The organism is Micromonospora sp. U21 (genome assembly GCF_018070045.1).
Classification (GTDB): domain Bacteria; phylum Actinomycetota; class Actinomycetes; order Mycobacteriales; family Micromonosporaceae; genus Micromonospora.
The window spans coordinates 59,521-78,128 of sequence record NZ_JAGPYK010000030.1 but is presented as its reverse complement, the minus strand read 5'-3'; the positions used below and the strand labels follow the sequence as shown (position 1 = coordinate 78,128).

General features: G+C 72.9%; 16 protein-coding genes. 7 read left to right on the top strand and 9 right to left on the bottom strand.

Annotated elements, in window-relative coordinates; all coding sequences use genetic code 11:
• Positions 1-159 precede the first annotated feature (159 nt).
• Complete coding sequence (locus KBX63_RS28320; protein ID WP_210916495.1) at positions 160-1,095, bottom strand: ABC transporter substrate-binding protein; 936 nt, start codon at positions 1,093-1,095, stop codon at positions 160-162.
• Positions 1,096-1,443: 348 nt separating this feature from the next.
• Positions 1,444-3,321, bottom strand: coding sequence for a M14 family zinc carboxypeptidase (locus tag KBX63_RS28315; protein WP_210916493.1), 1,878 nt, complete (start codon positions 3,319-3,321; stop codon positions 1,444-1,446).
• Between the two features lie 211 nt (positions 3,322-3,532).
• On the opposite strand from KBX63_RS28315, the gene KBX63_RS28310 reads away from it, so the two are divergent.
• Complete coding sequence (locus tag KBX63_RS28310; RefSeq protein ID WP_210916492.1) at positions 3,533-4,888, top strand: C39 family peptidase; 1,356 nt, start codon at positions 3,533-3,535, stop codon at positions 4,886-4,888.
• A gap of 73 nt (positions 4,889-4,961) precedes the next feature.
• Here the strand turns inward: KBX63_RS28310 and KBX63_RS28305 are convergent, their stop codons facing one another.
• From KBX63_RS28305 to mqnE, 3 genes are all read right to left on the bottom strand, one after another.
• On the bottom strand, positions 4,962-5,252 hold the full coding sequence (locus KBX63_RS28305) for a DUF4229 domain-containing protein (protein WP_210916508.1): 291 nt from the start codon (positions 5,250-5,252) through the stop codon (positions 4,962-4,964).
• Between the two features lie 72 nt (positions 5,253-5,324).
• Positions 5,325-5,762, bottom strand: a complete 438-nt coding sequence (locus tag KBX63_RS28300; protein ID WP_074319085.1) for a hypothetical protein — start codon at positions 5,760-5,762, stop codon at positions 5,325-5,327.
• Between the two features lie 23 nt (positions 5,763-5,785).
• Positions 5,786-6,955, bottom strand: a complete 1,170-nt coding sequence (gene mqnE, locus KBX63_RS28295; RefSeq protein ID WP_210916491.1) for an aminofutalosine synthase MqnE — start codon at positions 6,953-6,955, stop codon at positions 5,786-5,788.
• Between the two features lie 235 nt (positions 6,956-7,190).
• Here mqnE and KBX63_RS28290 point away from each other — a divergent pair, with 235 nt between their 5' ends.
• The 4 genes from KBX63_RS28290 (at position 7,191) to KBX63_RS28275 (ending at position 13,518) form a co-directional block, all read left to right on the top strand.
• Positions 7,191-8,783, top strand: coding sequence for a C40 family peptidase (locus KBX63_RS28290; protein ID WP_210916490.1), 1,593 nt, complete (start codon positions 7,191-7,193; stop codon positions 8,781-8,783).
• A 114-nt stretch (positions 8,784-8,897) separates the two neighbouring features.
• A complete protein-coding gene (locus KBX63_RS35605; protein WP_247663457.1) occupies positions 8,898-10,511 on the top strand; it encodes a hypothetical protein in 1,614 nt (537 codons plus the stop codon).
• A gap of 196 nt (positions 10,512-10,707) precedes the next feature.
• Complete coding sequence (locus KBX63_RS28280; RefSeq protein ID WP_210916489.1) at positions 10,708-12,783, top strand: DEAD/DEAH box helicase; 2,076 nt, start codon at positions 10,708-10,710, stop codon at positions 12,781-12,783.
• Between the two features lie 114 nt (positions 12,784-12,897).
• Entirely contained in the window at positions 12,898-13,518 is a 621-nt protein-coding gene (locus KBX63_RS28275) for a putative glycolipid-binding domain-containing protein (RefSeq protein WP_210916506.1), read from the top strand.
• 25 nt (positions 13,519-13,543) lie between these two features.
• Here KBX63_RS28275 and KBX63_RS28270 read toward each other — a convergent pair whose 3' ends face one another.
• The 3 genes from KBX63_RS28270 to KBX63_RS28260 form a co-directional block, all read right to left on the bottom strand.
• Positions 13,544-14,635: a PLP-dependent cysteine synthase family protein gene (locus KBX63_RS28270; RefSeq protein ID WP_210916487.1), complete on the bottom strand. Its 1,092-nt coding sequence runs from the start codon at positions 14,633-14,635 to the stop codon at positions 13,544-13,546.
• Positions 14,636-14,666: 31 nt separating this feature from the next.
• Complete coding sequence (locus KBX63_RS28265) at positions 14,667-15,497, bottom strand: SDR family oxidoreductase (RefSeq protein WP_210916486.1); 831 nt, start codon at positions 15,495-15,497, stop codon at positions 14,667-14,669.
• 222 nt (positions 15,498-15,719) lie between these two features.
• On the bottom strand, positions 15,720-16,178 hold the full coding sequence (locus KBX63_RS28260) for an Lrp/AsnC family transcriptional regulator (protein WP_210916485.1): 459 nt from the start codon (positions 16,176-16,178) through the stop codon (positions 15,720-15,722).
• Positions 16,179-16,447: 269 nt separating this feature from the next.
• On the opposite strand from KBX63_RS28260, the gene KBX63_RS28255 reads away from it, so the two are divergent.
• Positions 16,448-16,714: a BldC family transcriptional regulator gene (locus KBX63_RS28255; protein WP_007454516.1), complete on the top strand. Its 267-nt coding sequence runs from the start codon at positions 16,448-16,450 to the stop codon at positions 16,712-16,714.
• 103 nt (positions 16,715-16,817) lie between these two features.
• Here the strand turns inward: KBX63_RS28255 and KBX63_RS28250 are convergent, their stop codons facing one another.
• The gene (locus tag KBX63_RS28250; RefSeq protein ID WP_210916484.1) at positions 16,818-17,447 is read right to left on the bottom strand and encodes a UbiX family flavin prenyltransferase; all 630 of its coding nucleotides are present in this window, start codon (positions 17,445-17,447) and stop codon (positions 16,818-16,820) included.
• 162 nt (positions 17,448-17,609) lie between these two features.
• Here KBX63_RS28250 and KBX63_RS28245 point away from each other — a divergent pair, with 162 nt between their 5' ends.
• Positions 17,610-18,599, top strand: a complete 990-nt coding sequence (locus KBX63_RS28245; RefSeq protein WP_210916482.1) for a terpene synthase — start codon at positions 17,610-17,612, stop codon at positions 18,597-18,599.
• Positions 18,600-18,608: the final 9 nt, after the last annotated feature.

The following is an 18,608-nucleotide window of genomic DNA, read 5'->3' as shown; positions in this document are numbered from 1 at the left end:
CCCCCCCCGGCGCCCCGCGCCGCGGGTGGCGTCGCGCCCGGCCGGGTGGGTGGCGCCGGGGTGGCCACCAGGGGCGCCCCGGTCACCGAGCCTTCTTCCGTTCGCGACTGCGAGGCTCGCGAACCCGGCTCACTCCTCGCGCTCACCGACGGACGACGGTCACGCGGGCACCTTGGCGACCGCGTCGATGATGACCCGGAGCAGGTCCACGACCCGCGGGCCCCAACGCGAGGCGATGTCGTCGTCCAGCGCGACCACCTGATTGTTCTTCACCGCGGTCAGCCCGGCCCAGCCGCTGCGCGCCTTGACCGAGTCGGCGTTCTGCTGGCAGCACTTGGAGTCGGCCAGGAAGACGAAGTCCGGGTTTGCCTTGACGATGAACTCCTGGGACAGCTGCGGGTAACCGCCGTTCTTGCCGTCCGCGTCGGCCGGGTCCGCGATGTTGGTCAGACCGACCTGGCTGTAGAGCGAGCCGATGAAGGTCCTGCTGGTCACGCTGTACAGCTCCGGGCCCAGCTCGTGGTAGTAGGTGAGCTTCTCGGCGCGCTGCGGCAGGTCCTTGACCAGCTTGGCGATGTCGTCCTTCATCCGGCTGGTGACGTCGGTCGCCTGGTCGGCGTGGCCGGTCAGCGCGCCCAGGTCGGTGATCTGCCGGTACGAGTCTTCCAGCGTGATCGCCGCGGGAGTGAGGTAGACCGGGATCTTCAGCTTGCCGAGCTGGTCGACGATCTTGTTGGTGTCGTTGGCGAGCACCACCAGGTCGGGGCTCTTCGCGGCGATCGCCTCGGCGTTGGGCTGGAAGCCGGACAGGTCGCTCTTGGGCGCGTCGGCCGGGTAGTTGGACTGGTCGTCGACCGCGCTCACCTGCGGGCCCGCACCGATGGCGAAGAGCATCTCGGTGGCGGTGGGCGAGAGCGAGACGATCTTCTCGGGGCGCTTGTCGAGCGTGACCGAGCCGACCGTCACCGGGTAGGTGACCGTCGCGGAGCTGCCGCCGGCGGCCGGCTCGTCGGCGGTCTTTTCCGCGCACGCGCCGAGGGCGAGCGCGGCGACCGCGAGGGTCGCGGCGAAGATCCGGGGGGTACGTCTGGACATGGGGCCTCCTGTCGGTCGAGGAGTGTGGTGCTTCGCCGACAGGGACTTTCGTACGCCCGCCCACGAGGCGCCCTTCCTCGAGAGCGCGTGTCGCGACCGATCCGCAGGCGACCTGGCTCATCCCCGCCGTCAGGACGGGGCATCACAGTTGCGGGACAGCGCCGGGTTTCGCACCGGCTTCGCTGCGGAGTGGTCGCTAAGACGGTAGCGCACCGTCGGGACCACCCCTCGTTGATCTAGGGCATATCGTCGCGAGTTGATCTCAGATCACGACGATATGCCCTAGATCGACACGTCGGAAGGGGCGGGTGGTGGGGCCCCGCAGGGGCGGAACGGGGCCCCACCCGATCAGGAGGACGTGATGGTGACGTTGTCCACAGCCGCTTCCACGAGGCTCGCGGTGGAGGCGTCGGCCGCCTCGATGAGGATGCGCACCGACTGGCCGGCGTACGGGGTGAGGTTGAGGTTGGCCAGCGTCCAGCTGCCGTTGCGGTTGGTCGCCGCACCGGCCTGGGTGAGCAGGGCTGTGGTGCCGCCGTTGTGCACCACGCTCACCCGCAGGTAGTCCGCCGAGGAGGCGTTCGAGCCGTGCGCCAGGTACCAGGCCAGCGAGAGGGTCAGCGTGCCGGACGACGGCAGCGTCACCGCCGGGGACCGGGCGCTGGTCACCCCGCCGTCGATGTCGTAGGCGCCCGCTCCGGTGCCGGCGAGCCGCCCGGTGACCAGGTCGTTGCTGCCGGCGTACGGGGTGAGCTGCTTGGCCCCGGAGGAGGTGGTCCCCTGGGCGGCGCCCCGCTCCCAGGCCCCGAGGGTCGCGGTGTCGGTGCCGGACGGGTTGATGGTCCAGCCGGTCGCGGTCTCGAAGGTGTCCGACCAGACCGTGGTGCCGCCACCACCGCCGCAGTACTGCGCCTGCTTGCCGATCGCCCGGTACGGGCAGTCGGCGTACTCGCTGAGCATCAGCACGGCCTCCCGGTTGCGCGAGGTCTGCGCGGGGATCACCTCGTCGGGCGGGTAGAAACCGCCGCCTCCGGACGAGCCCGGGTACATCTCGAAGGTGTACGCCCAGATGCCGTGGGTGGCCCACATCCAGTCGATGCTGTCCCCGTCGGTGATGTAGAGGTCGCTGGACTGCTCCGGGGTGTAGTTGTTGGTGGCCGCCATCTGCTGGCCGATGGTGGCGAAGGTGTTGTACTGGTCGGCGCTCATCCCGGGCCCGGTGTTCGCGGTCGTGTAGCCGTAGGGCCAGAGCACCAGCTGCGAGTAGGTGTGGAAGTCGATGTTGGCCTTGATCTGCTGCGTCCCGCCGACCACCCGGCTGTTGACGAAGTTGCGCAACGCCTGCGTCTCGGGTGCGGAGAACGCCGACGGTCCACGGTAGGTCTCGGACGAGGTGGAGCCGGACGAGCCGCCGCAGCAGCCCCAGTTGTAGCCCCAGTTGCGGTTCAGGTCGGTGCCGATCGCGGACGAGCCGCTGTTGGGCTGCCGGTTCTTGCGCCAGGACCGGTACGACCCGGTGGCGATGTCGTACTCGCTACCGTCCGGGTTGACCGTCGGCACGATCCAGATCTCCCGGCTGTTGACGATGTCGGTGATCCGGGAGTCGGAGCCGTAGCTGTCGGTGAAGAGGTTGAGCAGGTAGATCGCCATCTCGACGGTCAGGTGCTCGCGGGCGTGCTGCTGGGCGTTGAACAGGAGTTCCGGCTCGCTCTCGTCGGTGCCCACGTTGTCGGAGATCTTCACCGCCATCAGGTCGCGGCCCTCGTACGACGAACCGATGCTGATCTTGCGGACGATCGCCGGGTGGTCGGCGACGGCCCGGTTCACCACGGCGGTCAGTTCGGCGTAGTCGTGGTAGTTGGAGTCGGCGGGCGGGAAGGCCTGCGTACCCATCTCGCCGGCGCCGCGCTCGGCGTTCGGCGGCGGGGCGAGCGGTTCCAGCCGGAAGCCGAGCCGGCCGATGGCGGCGACCTCGGTGGCGGTGGCCGAGACGTGCAGCACGCCGTGCTCGGAGTAGTCGATGGCGGCCCCGGTGCGGGCCACCGCGGTGCGGTCGGCGACGGTCCGGGGGCCGAGCACCCGGTAGCTGGCGGCGGCCGGCTCGGCGGTCCGGTCCGGTGCCGGTCGGGCGGAGACCGGGCCGGTGGCGACGGTGACGATTCCCAGCCCGGTGACGACGGCGAGCACCAGGACGCGGCGGAGAGGGATGGGCGTGCGGAGGGCCATGGACTACCTCCTCGAAGGGCGGGAGATCCCGCTCGGTGGAGGACACTTCACCACCTGTCACATGGTCATATCAATATTCATCGCTGCCTTCTCCATCCCAGGTGGACCATCGCAGCGGCAATGATTTTCCACCCGTGAATATCTGGCGAAACTTCCTTCCAAGCGGAAAACTGACCAGCGACGATGCCCCTCTCGACACCGCGGAGCACCCATGGCCAGATCCCGCCTGCACGCGGCCGCCCTCGCCGGCGTCACCGCGCTCGCCCTGCTCGCCACCGCCGCGCCTGCGGCCGTGGCTTCGCCGCTCGCCGGCGGCCGACCGCCCGCCACCGCCCACGACGAGCAGATCACCTTCCAGGACTGGTCCGGGCCCGCCGACTGGCACCGGGGCAGCCGGGCCGGCACCCGCGTGGTGCCCGGCGCCCGATCGGGCCTCACCCTGGCCCGCCCGGCCGGCACCACCGAGTACGCCGACCCGCACACCGGCACCACCCGCACCTGGGAGTACGGCACCTGGACCTCGCCGGTGACCCGGGTCGGGTTCGACGCCACCGAGCTGATCGCCTCCTGGAACGCGGAGACCCCCGCCGGCACCTGGATCCAGGTGGAGATGCAGGGCAGCTACACCAGCGATGACCAGACCCCGTGGTACGTCATGGGGCGCTGGGCGTCCGGCGACAGCGACATCAAGCGGACCACCGTCAACCGGCAGGGCGACCCCTGGTCGACGATCTGGACCGACACCTTCAGCATCGACGACGCCGCCGCCGGGGTGCTGCTGCGGTCGTACCAGCTGCGACTGACCCTCTACCGGGCGCCCGGGCAGACCGCCGCGCCGGTGGTCCGGATGCTCGGCGCGATGAGCTCGACCGTGCCGGACCGCTTCACCGTCACCCCGAGCGCCGGGCACATCGCCTGGGGCCGGGAACTGTCGGTGCCGCGCTACTCGCAGAACGTGCACTCCGGGCACTACCCCGAGTACGACGGCGGCGGTGAGGCGTGGTGCTCACCCACGTCGACCGAGATGGTGGTCGAGTACTGGGGACGCGGGCCGTCCGCGGCCGACACCTCCTGGGTGGACCCGACCTACCCCGACCCGACGGTCAACCACGCCGCGCGGATGACCTACGACTACGCGTACGACGGCGCGGGCAACTGGCCGTTCAACACCGCGTACGCGGCCAGCTTCCCGGGCCTGGAGGGGCGGGTGACCCGGCTGCACTCACTGGACGAGCTGGAGCGCTTCATCGCCGCCGGCATCCCGGTGGTGACCAGCCAGTCCTTCCTGGCCAGCGAGCTGGACGGGGCGAACTACGGCACCTCCGGGCACCTGTTCGTGGTGGTCGGCTTCACCGCCGACGGCGACGTGATCGTCAACGACCCCGCCTCGTCCAGCAACGACGTGGTGCGCAACGTCTACAAGCGTGCCCAGTTCGAGCAGATCTGGCTGCGGACCAAGCGGATCAACGCCACCGGCGGCGTCTCCGGCGGCTCGGGCGGCGTCGCCTACCTGATCAAGCCCAGCAACAAGCCGTGGCCAAAGGTCTCCGGCTCGACCAACTGGTGACGCGTCCCCCAGCACACACCTGAGCAAAAGGTTTGCGTCATCCGGAGTCGTCCTGGTGACGCAAACCTCTTGATCAACGCGAGGGTCGGTCGGTGGGAGGCTCGGGGTCGGTGGAGGGCTGGTCGTCGCCGGCGAGGGCGGAGCGGAGACGCTCCTTCTCGTCGCGGCGGCGCGCCGCCGCGCCGGCCATCTCCTCGGCCATCTCGTCCCGCCAGCCGCGCAACAGGAAGAAGGAGAGCGCGGCGGAGAAGACCAGCGCCAGCATCAGCTTCAGGAACACGTTCATGTCGATCAGCCAGAGGCCACCCAGCACGGCCACGAACAGCCCGATCCGACCCAGCGTGTACTTGACCGCCGCGCTCACCTGCACCACTCCGTTCTCCGTCACCCGCCGGTGCCGGCGGAAAGGTCGACCCGCCCGGCGGGCGGTCGGGGGTCAGCCGGTCCGGCGGGCCAGCCAGCGGACGCCCGGGAACCAGACCGTCGCGTACGCCACGGTGAACGCCGCCGCCGCCAACGTTCCGGAGAGCAGCGGCGGCAACCCGGCGCCCAGACCGGCGATCAGCAGCCCGGCGAACACCCCGACGGCGGCGGCGACCAGCGCCGCCACCACCCGGGCCGCGCCGAACTCCCAGGCCCGGAAATCGTCCCAGAACAGCCACGCCGGCAGGATCACCGCCAGCCAACCGTTGGTGTGCCCGAAGTCGCCGGCGCCGATCGAGGCGAACGCCCAGTCGAACAACACGAGCGCCAGCGCGCCGATGACCAGGCCGGCCAGGCACACCCCGAGCAGATCGCCCAGGGTACGGACGCGCCCCTCGGCGTCCCGTCGGGGAAAGCCGCCCTGCTGCTCGGGTCCTCGCTGTTCGGTCATCGACTGCGAGGGTACGTGGTGGCTCAGGCCCACACCTGCTGCGGCTCGGCGCGGCGCTCGGCCAGCGACGGGGCCTTGTCGTACTCCCGGACCACGTTGTAGCGGGTGTCCCGCTCGACCGGCTGGAACCCGGCGTCCCAGATCAGGTGCAGCAGGTCGTCGCGGTGCATCGTGTTGGGGGTGCCGTACGAGTCGGCGTCGTGGGTGATCTTGTATTCGACAACCGAGCCGTCCAGGTCGTCCACGCCGAAGTTCAGCGAGAGCTGGGCCACCGAGAGGCCGTGCATCACCCAGAAGTTCTTCACGTGCGGCACGTTGTCGAAGAGCAGCCGGGAGACGGCGAAGGTCTTCAGCGACTCGGCCGGGGAGGCCATCGTGGTGCGCGCCTGGATCCGGTTGCGGATCTTGCCGTCCGCCGAGTCCACGAAGTCGTGCTGGTAACGCAGCGGGATGAAGACCGCGAAGCCGCCGGTCTCGTCCTGCAACTCGCGCAGCCGCAGCACGTGGTCGACCCGGTGCCGGGGCTCCTCGATGTGGCCGTACAGCATCGTCGCCGGCGTCTTCATGCCCTTGCTGTGCGCCAGGGCGTGAATGCGCGACCAGTCCTCCCAGTGGCAGGCGTGGTCGACGATGTGCTGCCGGACCTCCCAGTCGAAGATCTCAGCGCCGCCGCCGGTCAGCGACTCCAGGCCGGCGTCCATCAGCTCGTCGAGGATCTCGTCGGCGCTCAGGCCGCTGATCTTCTCGAACCACTGCACCTCGGTCGCGGTGAAGCACTTGAGCTTGACGTTCGGCAGCGCCGCCTTCAGCTCGCGCAGCACCTTCGGGTAGTAACGCCAGGGCAGCGTCGGGTGCAGGCCGTTGACGATGTGCAGCTCTGTGAGCTGCTCGTCCTCCATCTCCTTGGCCTTGCGGACCGCCTCGTCGATGCGCATCGTGTACGCGTCCTTCTCGCCCGGCTTGCGCTGGAACGAGCAGTACGCACAGGACGCCGAGCAGACGTTGGTCAGGTTGAGGTGCCGGTTGACGTTGAACATCACCCGTTCGCCGTTGAGCTCGGTGCGCTTGTGGTGGGCCAGTCGCCCCAACCAGGCGAGGTCGTCGCTGTCGTAGAGGGCGACCCCGTCCTCCCGGGTCAGCCGCTCACCGGCGTACACCTTCGCTTCGAGCTCACGCTTGAGTCCGGCGTCCATGGCACGTCCCTTCCACCTGCGGTCCCGGTCGAGCGTACGTCGGGACGCCGACAGGCGCGGCGGCACGGTCGGCGGCAGCGACCCACTTCACCGGACTCACAGCCTCCCGTAACCCGGCGATGCATCGACATCACTGCCCGCGTGAGGTAAGACAGGGTGGGGCGGAACACACACTGGTACCGTCCCGACGGCCGCGCCCACGAGCGCGGCGACGGACTGCGGGACGGGGAGCGGAATGGTCGACAGCGGGCGCGGGCGACGGCAGCGACGACGGAGCCCGGTGATCTCGCCGGTGCTGCGTCCGAAGCTCTGGGCCGCCCTGCTCGGCGCGATCGCCGCCGCCGTGCTGGCCACCCCCGCGTACGCCGAGCCGGGGCTGCCCACCACGGTGCCGGACACCGGCTCGCGCCCGGCGGTGGTCGGCGCGCTCCAACTGCCCGGCGGCGCGCCCGTCGCCGGCGTCCCGGCCCCGCCGGTGGTGAACGTCGGCACCGGCCCGCTGGCCGCCCAGATCGCCGCCGGTGAGACCCAGGTCGGCACGCTCGGCGAGGCACTGCTGCTGAGCCGGCAGAAACGCGCGGACGCGCAGGCCCAGCTCGAGGCGGCCGGCAAGGCGCTGGCGACCGCACAGGACAATCTCCTCCGGGCTCAGCAGGCGGCCGACGTCGCCGCCTCGGAAGCGTTCAAGGCAGCCGCCGCGCTCCCGCCCGGCGACCTGGCCGACGACATCCAGGGGCTGAGCCGGCTCCAGCGGATCGCCCGCGGTGAGAAGGTCGAGCGCGGCACCACCGGGGTGGCCGGGGAGCTGTCCCGGGCTCGCAGCGGCGAGCAGCTCGCCTACCAGGCGCACACCACGGCCAAGACCCAGCTCGACGCCGCCGTGGCGGAGTTCGCCGCCGGCGAGAAGGCGCTGCGCGCGGCCGAGGCCAACCTCCTCAAGCTGCGCCGCGACAACGCCGCGCAGCTGATCCAGATAGAGCGTCAGCAGGAGGCCGCCGAGCAGCAGCTCGGCGCCGGCTACCTCGTCGGCCAGAACGTCAGCGGAATGGCGGCGCACCCGCGGGCGCTGGCCGCGGTCCGGTACGCCCTCGCCCAGCGCGGCGACCCGTACGAGTGGTCCGAGGAGGGGCCCGACACGTTCGACTGCTCCGGTCTGATGTGGGCGGCGTACCGGTCGCCCGGCGCCGACTACTTCTCGCTCCCCCGGGTCTCGCGGGACCAGTACGCCGCCACCCGGTCCCGGACCGTCCCGCAGACCGCGCTGCTCCCCGGCGACCTGCTCTTCTTCGCCTCCGGCAGCAGCTGGACGACGATCCACCACGTCGCCATGTACATCGGCAACGGCAAGATGGTGCAGGCGCCCACCACCGGCGACGTCGTCAAGGTCTCGGTCGTCCGGTGGTCCCGGCTGTACGCCGCCACCCGGGTCATCGGCGCGGTGCCGGCCCCGACCGTGCCGGTCCCGACGCCCAGCGCGCCGACCAGCCCGACGCCCACGCCCACCACGAAGCCGACGCCGACGACGAAGCCGACGCCGACCACCAAGCCCACGCCGACCACCAAGCCCACCCCGACCACGACGCCCACGCCGACCGGATCGGCCACCCCGACGCCCACCGGCACCCCGACCACGACGCCGACGCCCACCGGCAGCACCTCGCCGAGCACGTCACCCAGCACGAGCAAGACGCCGACGACCGCGCCGTCGGCGCCGACCAGTGCGCCGGCCACCTCGGCCGCGGCCAGCACGCCGTCGGCGAGCCGGAGTGCGGTGGCCAGCGACAGCCCGGCCGCGACCACGACGGGCAGCCCGAGCACCGGAAGCTGAGCCGCCACAATCGGCTCCGGCTGTCCGCTCGGGGCGATCTGTGGCACCGTGACATCCAGGCACATCCGGCCCGATGTCACGGGTCCGGGTGCGAGCGCGGCACGGAGGGCGGAGATGGCCGAGCAGAGTGATCCGGCGGAGAAGAGCGGCCCCGTCGCGGTCGACCAGGCCGACCAGCCGGGACCGGGCGACCCGGCACCCAGCGCCGACAACGATCCGGCCGCCGTCGAGGCCTCCGCCGACGGTGACGTCCGTGCCGCCGCTGCCAGCGCCACCGACGATCCCGCCGGCACCGACGGTCCCGACAGCACCGACGGTCCCGACAGCACTGCCGGTCCCGACAGCACCGTCGGCGACGCAGACGGGGGACAGCCGGCGTCCGAGAACGCTGACCCGGCCGCGGCCCCGGTACGAGCCCGGGCCACTGTCGGCACCGCCGCCGCGTTGTCGGATGACGTCCCGGCCAGCGCTCCGGCGAGCGCGACCACCTACCGGGCGACCGGTTCGGCCAACCCGCCCGGCGGGGCACTGCCCGGGCAGCGGGACGGCTCGAGCGGCCCGGCCCGGGCCAGCGCCACGGTGCCCGCCAAGAGTCGCGTCACGGCCGGCGCGTTGGGCACCCCGGACTCCCGGGCGAGCGCTCCCGGTGTCTACCGCTCCGCTCCGGTGAACCCCGAGCCGCCCCAGCCGGCGCAGCCTCCGGAGCCCGCCCAGCCGCCCACGCCTCCGACCCCGGAGCCGGCCCCCACGCCACCTGGCCCGACCCCGCCACCGGAGCCCGAGCCAGCGCCGAGCCCTGGGCCCTACCCGCCCGGTCCGGTGCCGACCCCGCCACCGGGGCCCCGGCCCACGCCGCCACCCGGCCCACTGCCACCCGTCCCGGGCCCACCCACACCGCCACCCTCTCCGGTGCCGCCCATCCCGGGCCCGCCGTCGCCGCCCGTTCCGGGTCCGCCGGCACCGCCCCCCGGTCCACCGGTGCCCGGGCCTCCACCGCCGCCCGGCCCGATGCCGGCACCGCCATTCCCGCCGCCGCCCGCGACGCCCAGCGTGCCGCCGGCCGTGCGAGCCACCGCGTCGGTCTCCGCGCCGCCGGCCGGCCCCACCGGGTGGGTCGCCGCGTCGCCCGGCGATTCGGCCGGGCGCGGCTCCACGCCGCTCCGCGGCTCAGCGTCCGGCCCGGGCGTGCGGGCCTCCGCGTCGCCGGCCGGTTGGTCGTCCCCAGCGGTTGCCGCGCAGCCGACCCAGAGCGGCGGTGGGTGGACCGCGGCACCCGTCTCGGCCCCGCCGGTGGTGCCCGCCCCGGCGCTGCCCAGCTGGCCGCCGTCCACCACCGGCGCTGCCCCGTCGGGCGGAAACGACACCGGCGGCTCCCGGACGACCGCGCCGCCTGCCAACCCGGCGGGCGGGCGGGGCTCGGCGGCAGCTCGCAGCGGGCGGTACGACGGCGGCCCCGATCTGGCTGGCACCGTCTACGGCAGCGGGGAGGGGCCCGGCTACACCACGATCGCGCTGCCGGCCAGCGCCGTGGAGAATTCCGGCTCGCTGACCGGGCACATCCTGGCCCAGGGCTGGACGGACACCCCGGCGGAGCGGTCTTCCAGCACCGCCCGGGTGGTGATCGTCCTGACCGCCGCGCTGGGGCTGCTGGTGGCGATCAGCGTGCTGGTCGTCCTGCTCGCCAACAACGCCCTCGACGGTCTGGTGGGCAACGTGCTCAACGGCTGAGTCGGCCATCGGGGCGATGGTGAGTCCGCCCACTACGGTCGGGCAACCGGCTGGCGGCTCCGCCGGACCGCCGTACACTGGTCGAGATCACTGACCCGGCGCGCGTGATGCGCGCCCATGGGCGATCTTGCGGGCGATCCGGCGGCACAGCCGCGGCAGGCCATCGCGAAGATGCGCCCCGCTCGAAAGGCATTTGTTGACCACCTCTGCTGACCCCAGCATCGTTCCGTCCGTTTTCGATTCCGCCCCGGCGGTGGCCGACGCCACCCTGGAGACGCCCGACGCCGCCCCGACGGAGGTCGCCGAGCCCGTCGACTTCGCCGCGCTCGGCCTGCCCGAGCCGCTGGTCCGCGCGCTGGCGCGGCAGGGCATCACCACCCCGTTCGAGATCCAGCGGGCCACCGTGCCGGACGCGCTCGCCGGCCGGGACGTGCTCGGCCGCGGGCAGACCGGGTCGGGCAAGACGCTCGCGTTCGGCCTGCCGCTGCTGGCCCGGGTCGCCGCCGGCAAGCCGGCCCGGCCGATGCGGCCGCGCGCCCTGGTCCTGGTCCCGACCCGGGAGTTGGCCATGCAGGTCAACGACGCCCTGCTGCCGCTCGGCAAGGCGATCAACGTGTTCCTGAAGACCGCCGTCGGCGGGGTGCCGTACGACCGTCAGATCGACGCGCTGCGGCGCGGCGTGGAGATCATCGTGGCGACCCCGGGCCGGCTCGGCGACCTGATCGAGCGGGGCATCTGCCAGCTCGACGACGTCGAGGTGACGGTGCTCGACGAGGCCGACCAGATGGCCGACATGGGCTTCCTGCCCGAGGTGACCGAACTGCTGGCGAAGACGCCCGCGAACGGTCAGCGGCTGCTCTTCTCGGCCACCCTGGACGGTGACGTCGACGCGCTGGTCAGGCGCTTCATGACCGACCCGGTGACCCACTCCACCGCGCCGTCCACCGCCTCGGTGTCCACCATGGATCACCACATGCTGTTGATCCCACCGCACGAGAAGTTCCCCGTGACGGCCTCGATCGCCGCCCGGGACGGCCGGACGATGGTCTTCGCCCGGACCCAGCTGGGCGTCGACCGGCTGGTCGAGCAGCTCGCCGCCGTCGGCGTACGGGCCGGTGGCCTGCACGGCGGCAAGACCCAGCGGATGCGCACCAAGACGCTGGCCGAGTTCCGCGAGGGCCGGATGAACGTCCTGGTCGCCACCGACGTGGCGGCCCGGGGCATTCACGTCGACGGGGTCACCCTGGTGCTGCACGTCGACCCGCCGAAGGACCCCAAGGACTACCTGCACCGCGCCGGGCGCACCGCCCGTGCCGGCGAGTCGGGCGCGGTCGCCACGCTGGTGCTGCCCAAGCAGCGCCGTACCACCCTGGCGATGCTGGAGAAGGCCGGCGTCGCGCCGGCCGAGAGCCGGGTCCGCCTCGGCGACCCGGCGCTGGCCGAGCTGATCGGCGCCCGCGAACCCAGCGGCGTTCCGGTCCGCGTGGAGGCGGAGCCCCGGGGCTACGGCGACCGCTCCGGCGGCGCGCGCCGTTTCGGCGACCGGCCGGGCGGCGACCGGCGGTACGGCGACCGGCCGCAGGGTGAGCGGCGCTACGGCGACCGCCCGACCGGCGAACGGCGCTACGGCGACCGCCCGCAGGGCGACCGGCAGTACGGCGATCGTCCGCAGGGCGAGCGGCGCTACGGCGACCGGCAGTACAGCGACCGGCCGACCGGCGAGCGGCGCTACGGTGACCGCCCGCAGGGTGACCGGCAGTACGGTGACCGCCCGCAGGGTGACCGGCAGTACGGTGACCGCCCGCAGGGTGACCGGCAGTACGGTGACCGCCCGCAGGGTGACCGGCAGTACGGTGACCGCCCGTCCGGCGGGCGCCGGTACGCCGATCGGGACGCCCGGGGTTACGGCGACCGGCCGCAGGGCGAGCGCCGTTTCGGCGACCGGCCGCAGTTCGGTGACCGGGACGGCCGGGGCGACCGCCCGACCGGCGAACGGCGCTACGGCGACCGCCCGCAGGGCGAGCGGCGGTTCGGGGACCGGGACGAGCGGAGCTCCGGCGACCGCCGCTTCGGCGACCGGCAGCAGGGCGAGCGGCCCGCCGACGAGCGCCGGTTCGGGGACCGACCTGCCGGGGAGCGGCGCTTCGCGGACCGGGACGCTCGGGGTGGATTCCGCCCCGAGGGCCGCGGTCAGGGCGACCGGCAGCGCGACGACCGGCAGCGCGACGACCGGCGTGGCTTCGGCGGGCGACCGCCGGCGCGTACCCACTGATCCACCGATCCACTGATCCACCGAACGCCGCCGCGGAGCTCACGCTTCGCGGCGGCGTTCGCGCATGCCCTGCCGATGTCGGCTCGGTCGCGTAACGTCCGGCTCATGCCGACCATGCCGAAGTCGATCTTCTGGTCCCGGACGGACACCGCCGGCAGTGAGCAGGTCCTGCTCGACGACGGTCACGGGTTGGCGGCTCGGGGCACCCTGCTCGCCGTGGACCCGATCCCCTGGACCGCCCGCTACCAGCTGACCACCGCACCGGACTGGAGCACCAGCCGGGTCGAGGTCGAGGCGGAGGGGTCGGGTTGGCTGCGCAGAGTCACGCTGGAGCGGGCCGCGGACCGGTGGCGGGTGACCACCGCCGAGCAGGGCAACCTGGACGCGGCACTCGTCGCGGCCGGTCATCCCCGGGCCGGCCTGCCGGGCACCGACGACCCGGACCGGCTCGCCGACGCGCTCGACGTGGACCTGAGCGGGTCGCCGCTGTTCAACACCCTCCCGGTCCACCGGCTCGGGCTCGCCGCCCAGCCGGCCGACCTGCCGCACCGGATCACCGCGGCGTGGGTCCTGCTTCCAGGTCTGGAGGTGGTGCCGGCCGAGCAGATCTACACCGGGCTCGGGCCGGGCCGGGTGCGGTTCGCCAGCGGCACCTTCACCGCCGACATCGATCTGGACGCCGACGGCTATGTGGTGCGCTACCCCGGGCTGGCCGAACGGATCGACCCGCGCTGAGTGCGCCCGAGCCGATCGGCCGGGCTCAGGCGGGCCAGGCGCCGCTGGTCAGGAAGCGGTCGATGATGGCGGCGTGCGGTGCCAGGTCGTGGCCCTGCGCGGCCACCCAGTCGTCGGAGTAGTAGGTGTCGGCGTACCGGTCGCCGGCGTCGCAGATCAGGGTGACCACTGAGCCGGTCCGACCCTCGGCGAGCATGCCGGCGATCAGGCCGAAGGCGCCCCACAGGTTGGTGCCGGTGGAGCCGCCCACCCGGCGGCCGAGCACCGCCGAGCCGGCCCGCATGGCGGCCAGCGACGCCGCGTCCGGCACCTGGACCATCCGGTCCACCACGGCGGGCAGGAAGGACGCCTCCACGGTGGGACGGCCGATCCCCTCGACCCGGGATCCCTTCCCGGTGCGCAGGGACCAGTCAGCCGCCAGCCAGGCCGGGTAGAACGCGGAGTTCTCCGGGTCCACCACGCAGAGCTTGGTGTCCAGCCGGCGGTACCGGACGTACCGGCCGATGGTCGCGCTGGTGCCCCCGGTGCCGGCGCCCACCACGACCCAGGTCGGGATCGGGTGCCGCTCCAGTTTCAGCTGCGCGTAGATCGACTCGGCGATGTTGTTGTTGCCCCGCCAGTCGGTGGCCCGCTCGGCGTAGGTGAACTGGTCCATGAAGTGGCCGGCCGAGTCCTCGGCCAACCAGCGGGCCTCGACCACCACGCTCGCCGGGTCGTCCACCAGGTGGCACCGGCCGCCCTGGAACTCGATCTGCGCGATCTTCTCCGGCGAGGTGGAGGAGGGCATCACCGCGATGAACGGCAGCCCGAGCATCCGGGCGAAGTACGCCTCGGAGACCGCCGTGGAGCCGGAGGACGCCTCGACGATGGTGGTGCGCGGGCCGATCCAGCCGTTGCAGAGCCCGTAGAGGAAGAGCGAGCGGGCCAGCCTGTGCTTCAGTGAGCCGGTCGGGTGGACCGACTCGTCCTTGAGGTAGAGGTCGATGCCCCACTCCCGCGGCAGCGGGAACGGCAGCAGGTGGGTGTCGGCCGAGCGGTTCGCGTCCGCCTCGACGGCGGCGATCGCCTCGGTCACCCAGGTCCGGCTGGCCTCGTCGCACCGGTCGAGATGAGTCACGCCGGCAAGGTAGCAAGCGGTCCTGGGGAGGTCAGCGCCGGTCCGCCGACGTGACCCGGCGGAGCTGGCGGCGCTGCCCGGCCCGGCCGACCGCCCGGACCAGCGGCGTCAGCCCGATGGCCAGCCGAGGCAGCGCGTCCAGCAGCCGGACCTGCGCGCCCCGCCAGCGGGGCAGGCTGACCACCGGGCGTGGCCGGCGGGCCAGTCGGGCCGCCCGGGCGGCCACCCGCTGCGGGGTCAGCATGGACCCGGTGAACGACGCCAGCGCCCCGGGGTCGTTCAGCCGGTCGTGCAGCATCGGGGTCCAGATGCCGTCCGGGCAGAGGCAGGAGACGTGTACCCGCCGATATCCGGCCATCCGCAGGTCGGACAGGGTGCCGAGGCTGAACGCCAGCAGCGCGTGCTTGCTGGCCGCGTACACCGTCTCGCCGGGTGCGGCGACCAGCCCGGCCAGCGAGACGACGTTCAGCACGTGGCCGTGCCCCTGGCCGCGCATCACCGCGAGCGCGGCGAGGGTGCCGTTCATCGCGCCGAGCGCGTTCACGTCGAGCACCCGGCGGCGGGTCGGTCCGTCGTGCTCCCAGGCGGGGCCGGTGACCAGGATGCCGGCGTTGTTGACCCAGAGGCCGAGGCCACCCCGGCTGGCTGCCGTCGCGGCGATCGCGGCGCAGGCGTCCTCGTCCCGGACGTCCAGGGCGGCGGACCAGCCGCCAATCGGCGCGGCGGCGGCGGCCACCGCGGCCGGGTCGACGTCGGTGAGCAGCACCGACCAACCGTCGGCGTGCAGCGCGGCGGCGACGGCCCGGCCCAGGCCGCCGGCTGCTCCGGTCACCACGGCCACTCCACGTTCCGGCGAGGTCATCGGCGCACGCTACCGCCGGCCGCCGGTACGGCACCAGGGCCGACCGACCCACGCCAGGGGCGGGTACGGGGCAGGACGGTGTCCTTTGCTCTGCTTACGCGGACGCAACACGGAGCGGCCCGCACTGGTGCGTGGGTGTAAGCAGAGAAAAGGACGCGTGGGAGGAGCGGTGGCCGGTCGCCCTGACGTTCGGGTACGAGACCGAGCCCCACCGCCGCGCTGTCAGGCGGGCGGCGGGCCGACCGGCTGTGGGCGGTTCTCCCACTTGGTGGAGAGCGCGATGGCGGTACGGGTGGAGGCGACCCCGGGCGTCCGGTTCAGCCGCACGATCAGCTGCTCCAGCTCGGCGATCGTGCCGACCCGCGCCTTGAGCAGGAAAGACTCCACACCCGCCATGAAGTAGCAGGACTCGATCTCGGGCAGCACCCGGAGCGACTCGAGCATGTCGTCGCTGTCCGCGCCGGAGTCCTCGACGATGCCGATCAGCGCGGTGACGCCCAGCCCGATCGCCTCCGGCGCCACGTCAGCGCGATAGCCGCGGACCACGCCGCTGCTCTCCAGCTTGCCGACCCGCTCGTGCACGGCCGGGGCGGAGAGGCCAACCTGCCGGGCGAGCTCGGCGTACGAGAGGCGGGCGTTTCCACGCAGCAGGTCGACGAGGTTGAGGTCGATGGCGTCCACGGAGAGTGACCTTATCCGGTTGGGCGTAACGCGATGCCTTCGGCATCCGTTGCACACAGCAGTGAGTAACTGTTCACAAACTGACAGTCAAGGTAGGGGTTGCACCAGTACCATTTACTAACTTCCCACTCAGTGCATTTTTCGCGTTTGGCGGACAGGCCAGGTCCCTGGTGCTGTAATTGCCATACGTCCCTCATGACGGCTCTGGGCTCGCACCAGCCGGGGGCAGTGTGTTCAGCCAGGGGCTTCGTCGACGCGAGGAGGGGGCTGTGGACACTGGAGATCGCCTGCTGACACCGGGTGAGGTCGCCGCGCTGTTTCGGGTGGACCCGAAGACTGTGACGAGATGGGCGGCGGCCGGCCGGATAGGAAGCATCCGGACTCCAGGCGGGCATCGCCGGTTTCGGGAATCCGAGGTGCGAGCCCTGCTTGAGGGGGAGGGCATGCTGGACGAGGTGGACGAGGTCGGAAAACCACGCAACGTGGGCCCGGCCGCCTCCACCGGGCCGGGTCCGGCCAACGCCGGCATGTACTGAACTGGTGCGGACAACGAACGCTACGCGGACCGGGCACCAGTCCGGTCCGCGTCCCGCTACGGTCACCCGTCGTGCGCGTGACCAGGCGGGTTGAGCCGACGGCTCAGCCCCGGGCCGCGCCGAGCTGGCCGGACCACCGTCGGAACAGGGTGTGCGGCACGCCGAGCGCGTCCAGCACCTTGCCGGCCACGAAGTCGACCAACTGCTGCGCGCTGGCCGCCTCGCCCGCTCCGTAGAAGCCGGGGCTGGCCGGCAGCACCACCGCGCCAGCGTCGTGCAGCGCGATCAGATGCTCCAGGTGACTGCGGGTCACGGGCGTCTCCCGAGGTACCACCACCACCGGCCGACGCTCCTTGAGGTTGACCTCGGCGGCACGCTGCAACAGGTCCTTGGAGAGCCCGATCGCGATGCCCGCGCACGCCGCCGTACTGGCCGGGACCACGGCCATTCCGCGTACCCGGTAGGAACCGCTGCTCGGACCGGCCGCCAGGTCACCCGCCGGCCAGTGCCGCACGTCCGCGCCGGCCAGGTCCCGGCCGAGCCAGGCGGCGAGGTCCTCCGCCCAGTGCGCGTCGCGGAACGGCCGGCCGGTCTCGTCGAGCACGGTGAGCCGCGCCGCCCGGGAGACGATCAGGTCCACCGGTTCGCCCGCGTCGAGCAGCCCGCCGACCACGGCCGCCGCGTACGGCGTACCGGAGGCCCCGGAGACCCCGACCACCCATGGTTCCCGCATGCCCCCAGCCTGCCTGGTGGGGATCGTCCGCCGGTGGGCGCCCCCGGGATCGACCTGCGGGTGGCTCGCCCGAGATGTCCGGGCGGGCACCTGCGTATCCCGTCGAACTGGCATGCTGCCGGTGGCCATTCGCACCGGCAGCAGATCGCACAGGAGGCATCGGTGACGACCGGCGAGGTCCTCTGGACGCTGCGCGCCGAATGTCCGATCCCGGCCCGGCTCTCGCCGCACGCCGACCGGGTGCACGAGTGGCTGCTTCACCTGCTGCCCGAGCTCGGCCTGCCGCTGGACGACGCCGCGCTGCACCGGCTGAGTCGGGGAGCCTTCGCCCGGTACGCCGGCCGGCTCTACCCGGACGCCACCGAGGCCGACCTGCGGAGCCTGACCGCCCTGTTCACCTGGTTCTTCCTGGTCGACGACGCCTGCGACGGGCCGAGCCGCCTCGCTCCGGAGCAGATCCGGGCGCTGCGCGACGGCACGTTGGCGCTGCTGCACGACGGTCCCCGGGTGCGGCACGCCGGATTGACCGGTCCGCTGCGGCGGCTGCTGGTGCTGGCCTGGCGGGAGCCGCGCCGCCGGATGCCGGCACAGTGGCGGCTGCGCTTCGCCGACGCGGTGGCCCGGCACCTCGACGGGACCTGGCGGGAGGCGGTCAACAAGGAGGCGGGTCGCCGACCCGGCGTCACCGAGTACGTCGAGCTGCGTCGGGCCACCTCGGCGGCGGACGTGTCGTACCCGCTGGTGGAGTTCGTCACCGGCCGGTCGCTGCCCGACCCGGTCTACCACCACCCGCTGCTGCGCCGGGTCGCCCACACCGGCAACGACCTGCTCTCCTGGTACAACGACCTCGCATCGCTGGACCGGGACCGGGCCACCGCGGGCGGGCACAACCTGGTGCTGGCCATGCAGGACGAGTGGGGCCTGTCGGCGGCGGAGGCGGTAGACCGGGTGGCCGAGCGCTGGCAGGAGTCGATGCGCCGCTTCGTCGCGCTGCGGGCCACGGTGCCGTCGTTCGGCCCGGCGCTGGACGAGGCGGTCATCGACCACCTCGACGGGGTCGCCAACGCGGTGCGCGGCACCATCGAGTGGACGCTGGAGAGCGGCCGCTACCCCACCGGGCGTCCCCAGCCCGCCGGCACGTCCCAGCTCTGACCGCGCCGG

Coding starts and splice junctions, on each gene's coding strand:
- KBX63_RS28275 (WP_210916506.1), top strand. CDS start 12,898: ATGCCGAAGTCGATCTTCTGGTCCCGGACGGACACCGCCGGCAGTGAG.
- KBX63_RS28290 (WP_210916490.1), top strand. CDS start 7,191: ATGGTCGACAGCGGGCGCGGGCGACGGCAGCGACGACGGAGCCCGGTG.
- KBX63_RS28315 (WP_210916493.1), bottom strand. CDS start 3,321: ATGGCCCTCCGCACGCCCATCCCTCTCCGCCGCGTCCTGGTGCTCGCC.
- KBX63_RS28250 (WP_210916484.1), bottom strand. CDS start 17,447: ATGCGGGAACCATGGGTGGTCGGGGTCTCCGGGGCCTCCGGTACGCCG.
- KBX63_RS28320 (WP_210916495.1), bottom strand. CDS start 1,095: ATGTCCAGACGTACCCCCCGGATCTTCGCCGCGACCCTCGCGGTCGCC.
- KBX63_RS28300 (WP_074319085.1), bottom strand. CDS start 5,762: ATGACCGAACAGCGAGGACCCGAGCAGCAGGGCGGCTTTCCCCGACGG.
- KBX63_RS35605 (WP_247663457.1), top strand. CDS start 8,898: ATGGCCGAGCAGAGTGATCCGGCGGAGAAGAGCGGCCCCGTCGCGGTC.
- KBX63_RS28310 (WP_210916492.1), top strand. CDS start 3,533: ATGGCCAGATCCCGCCTGCACGCGGCCGCCCTCGCCGGCGTCACCGCG.
- KBX63_RS28265 (WP_210916486.1), bottom strand. CDS start 15,497: ATGACCTCGCCGGAACGTGGAGTGGCCGTGGTGACCGGAGCAGCCGGC.
- mqnE (WP_210916491.1), bottom strand. CDS start 6,955: ATGGACGCCGGACTCAAGCGTGAGCTCGAAGCGAAGGTGTACGCCGGT.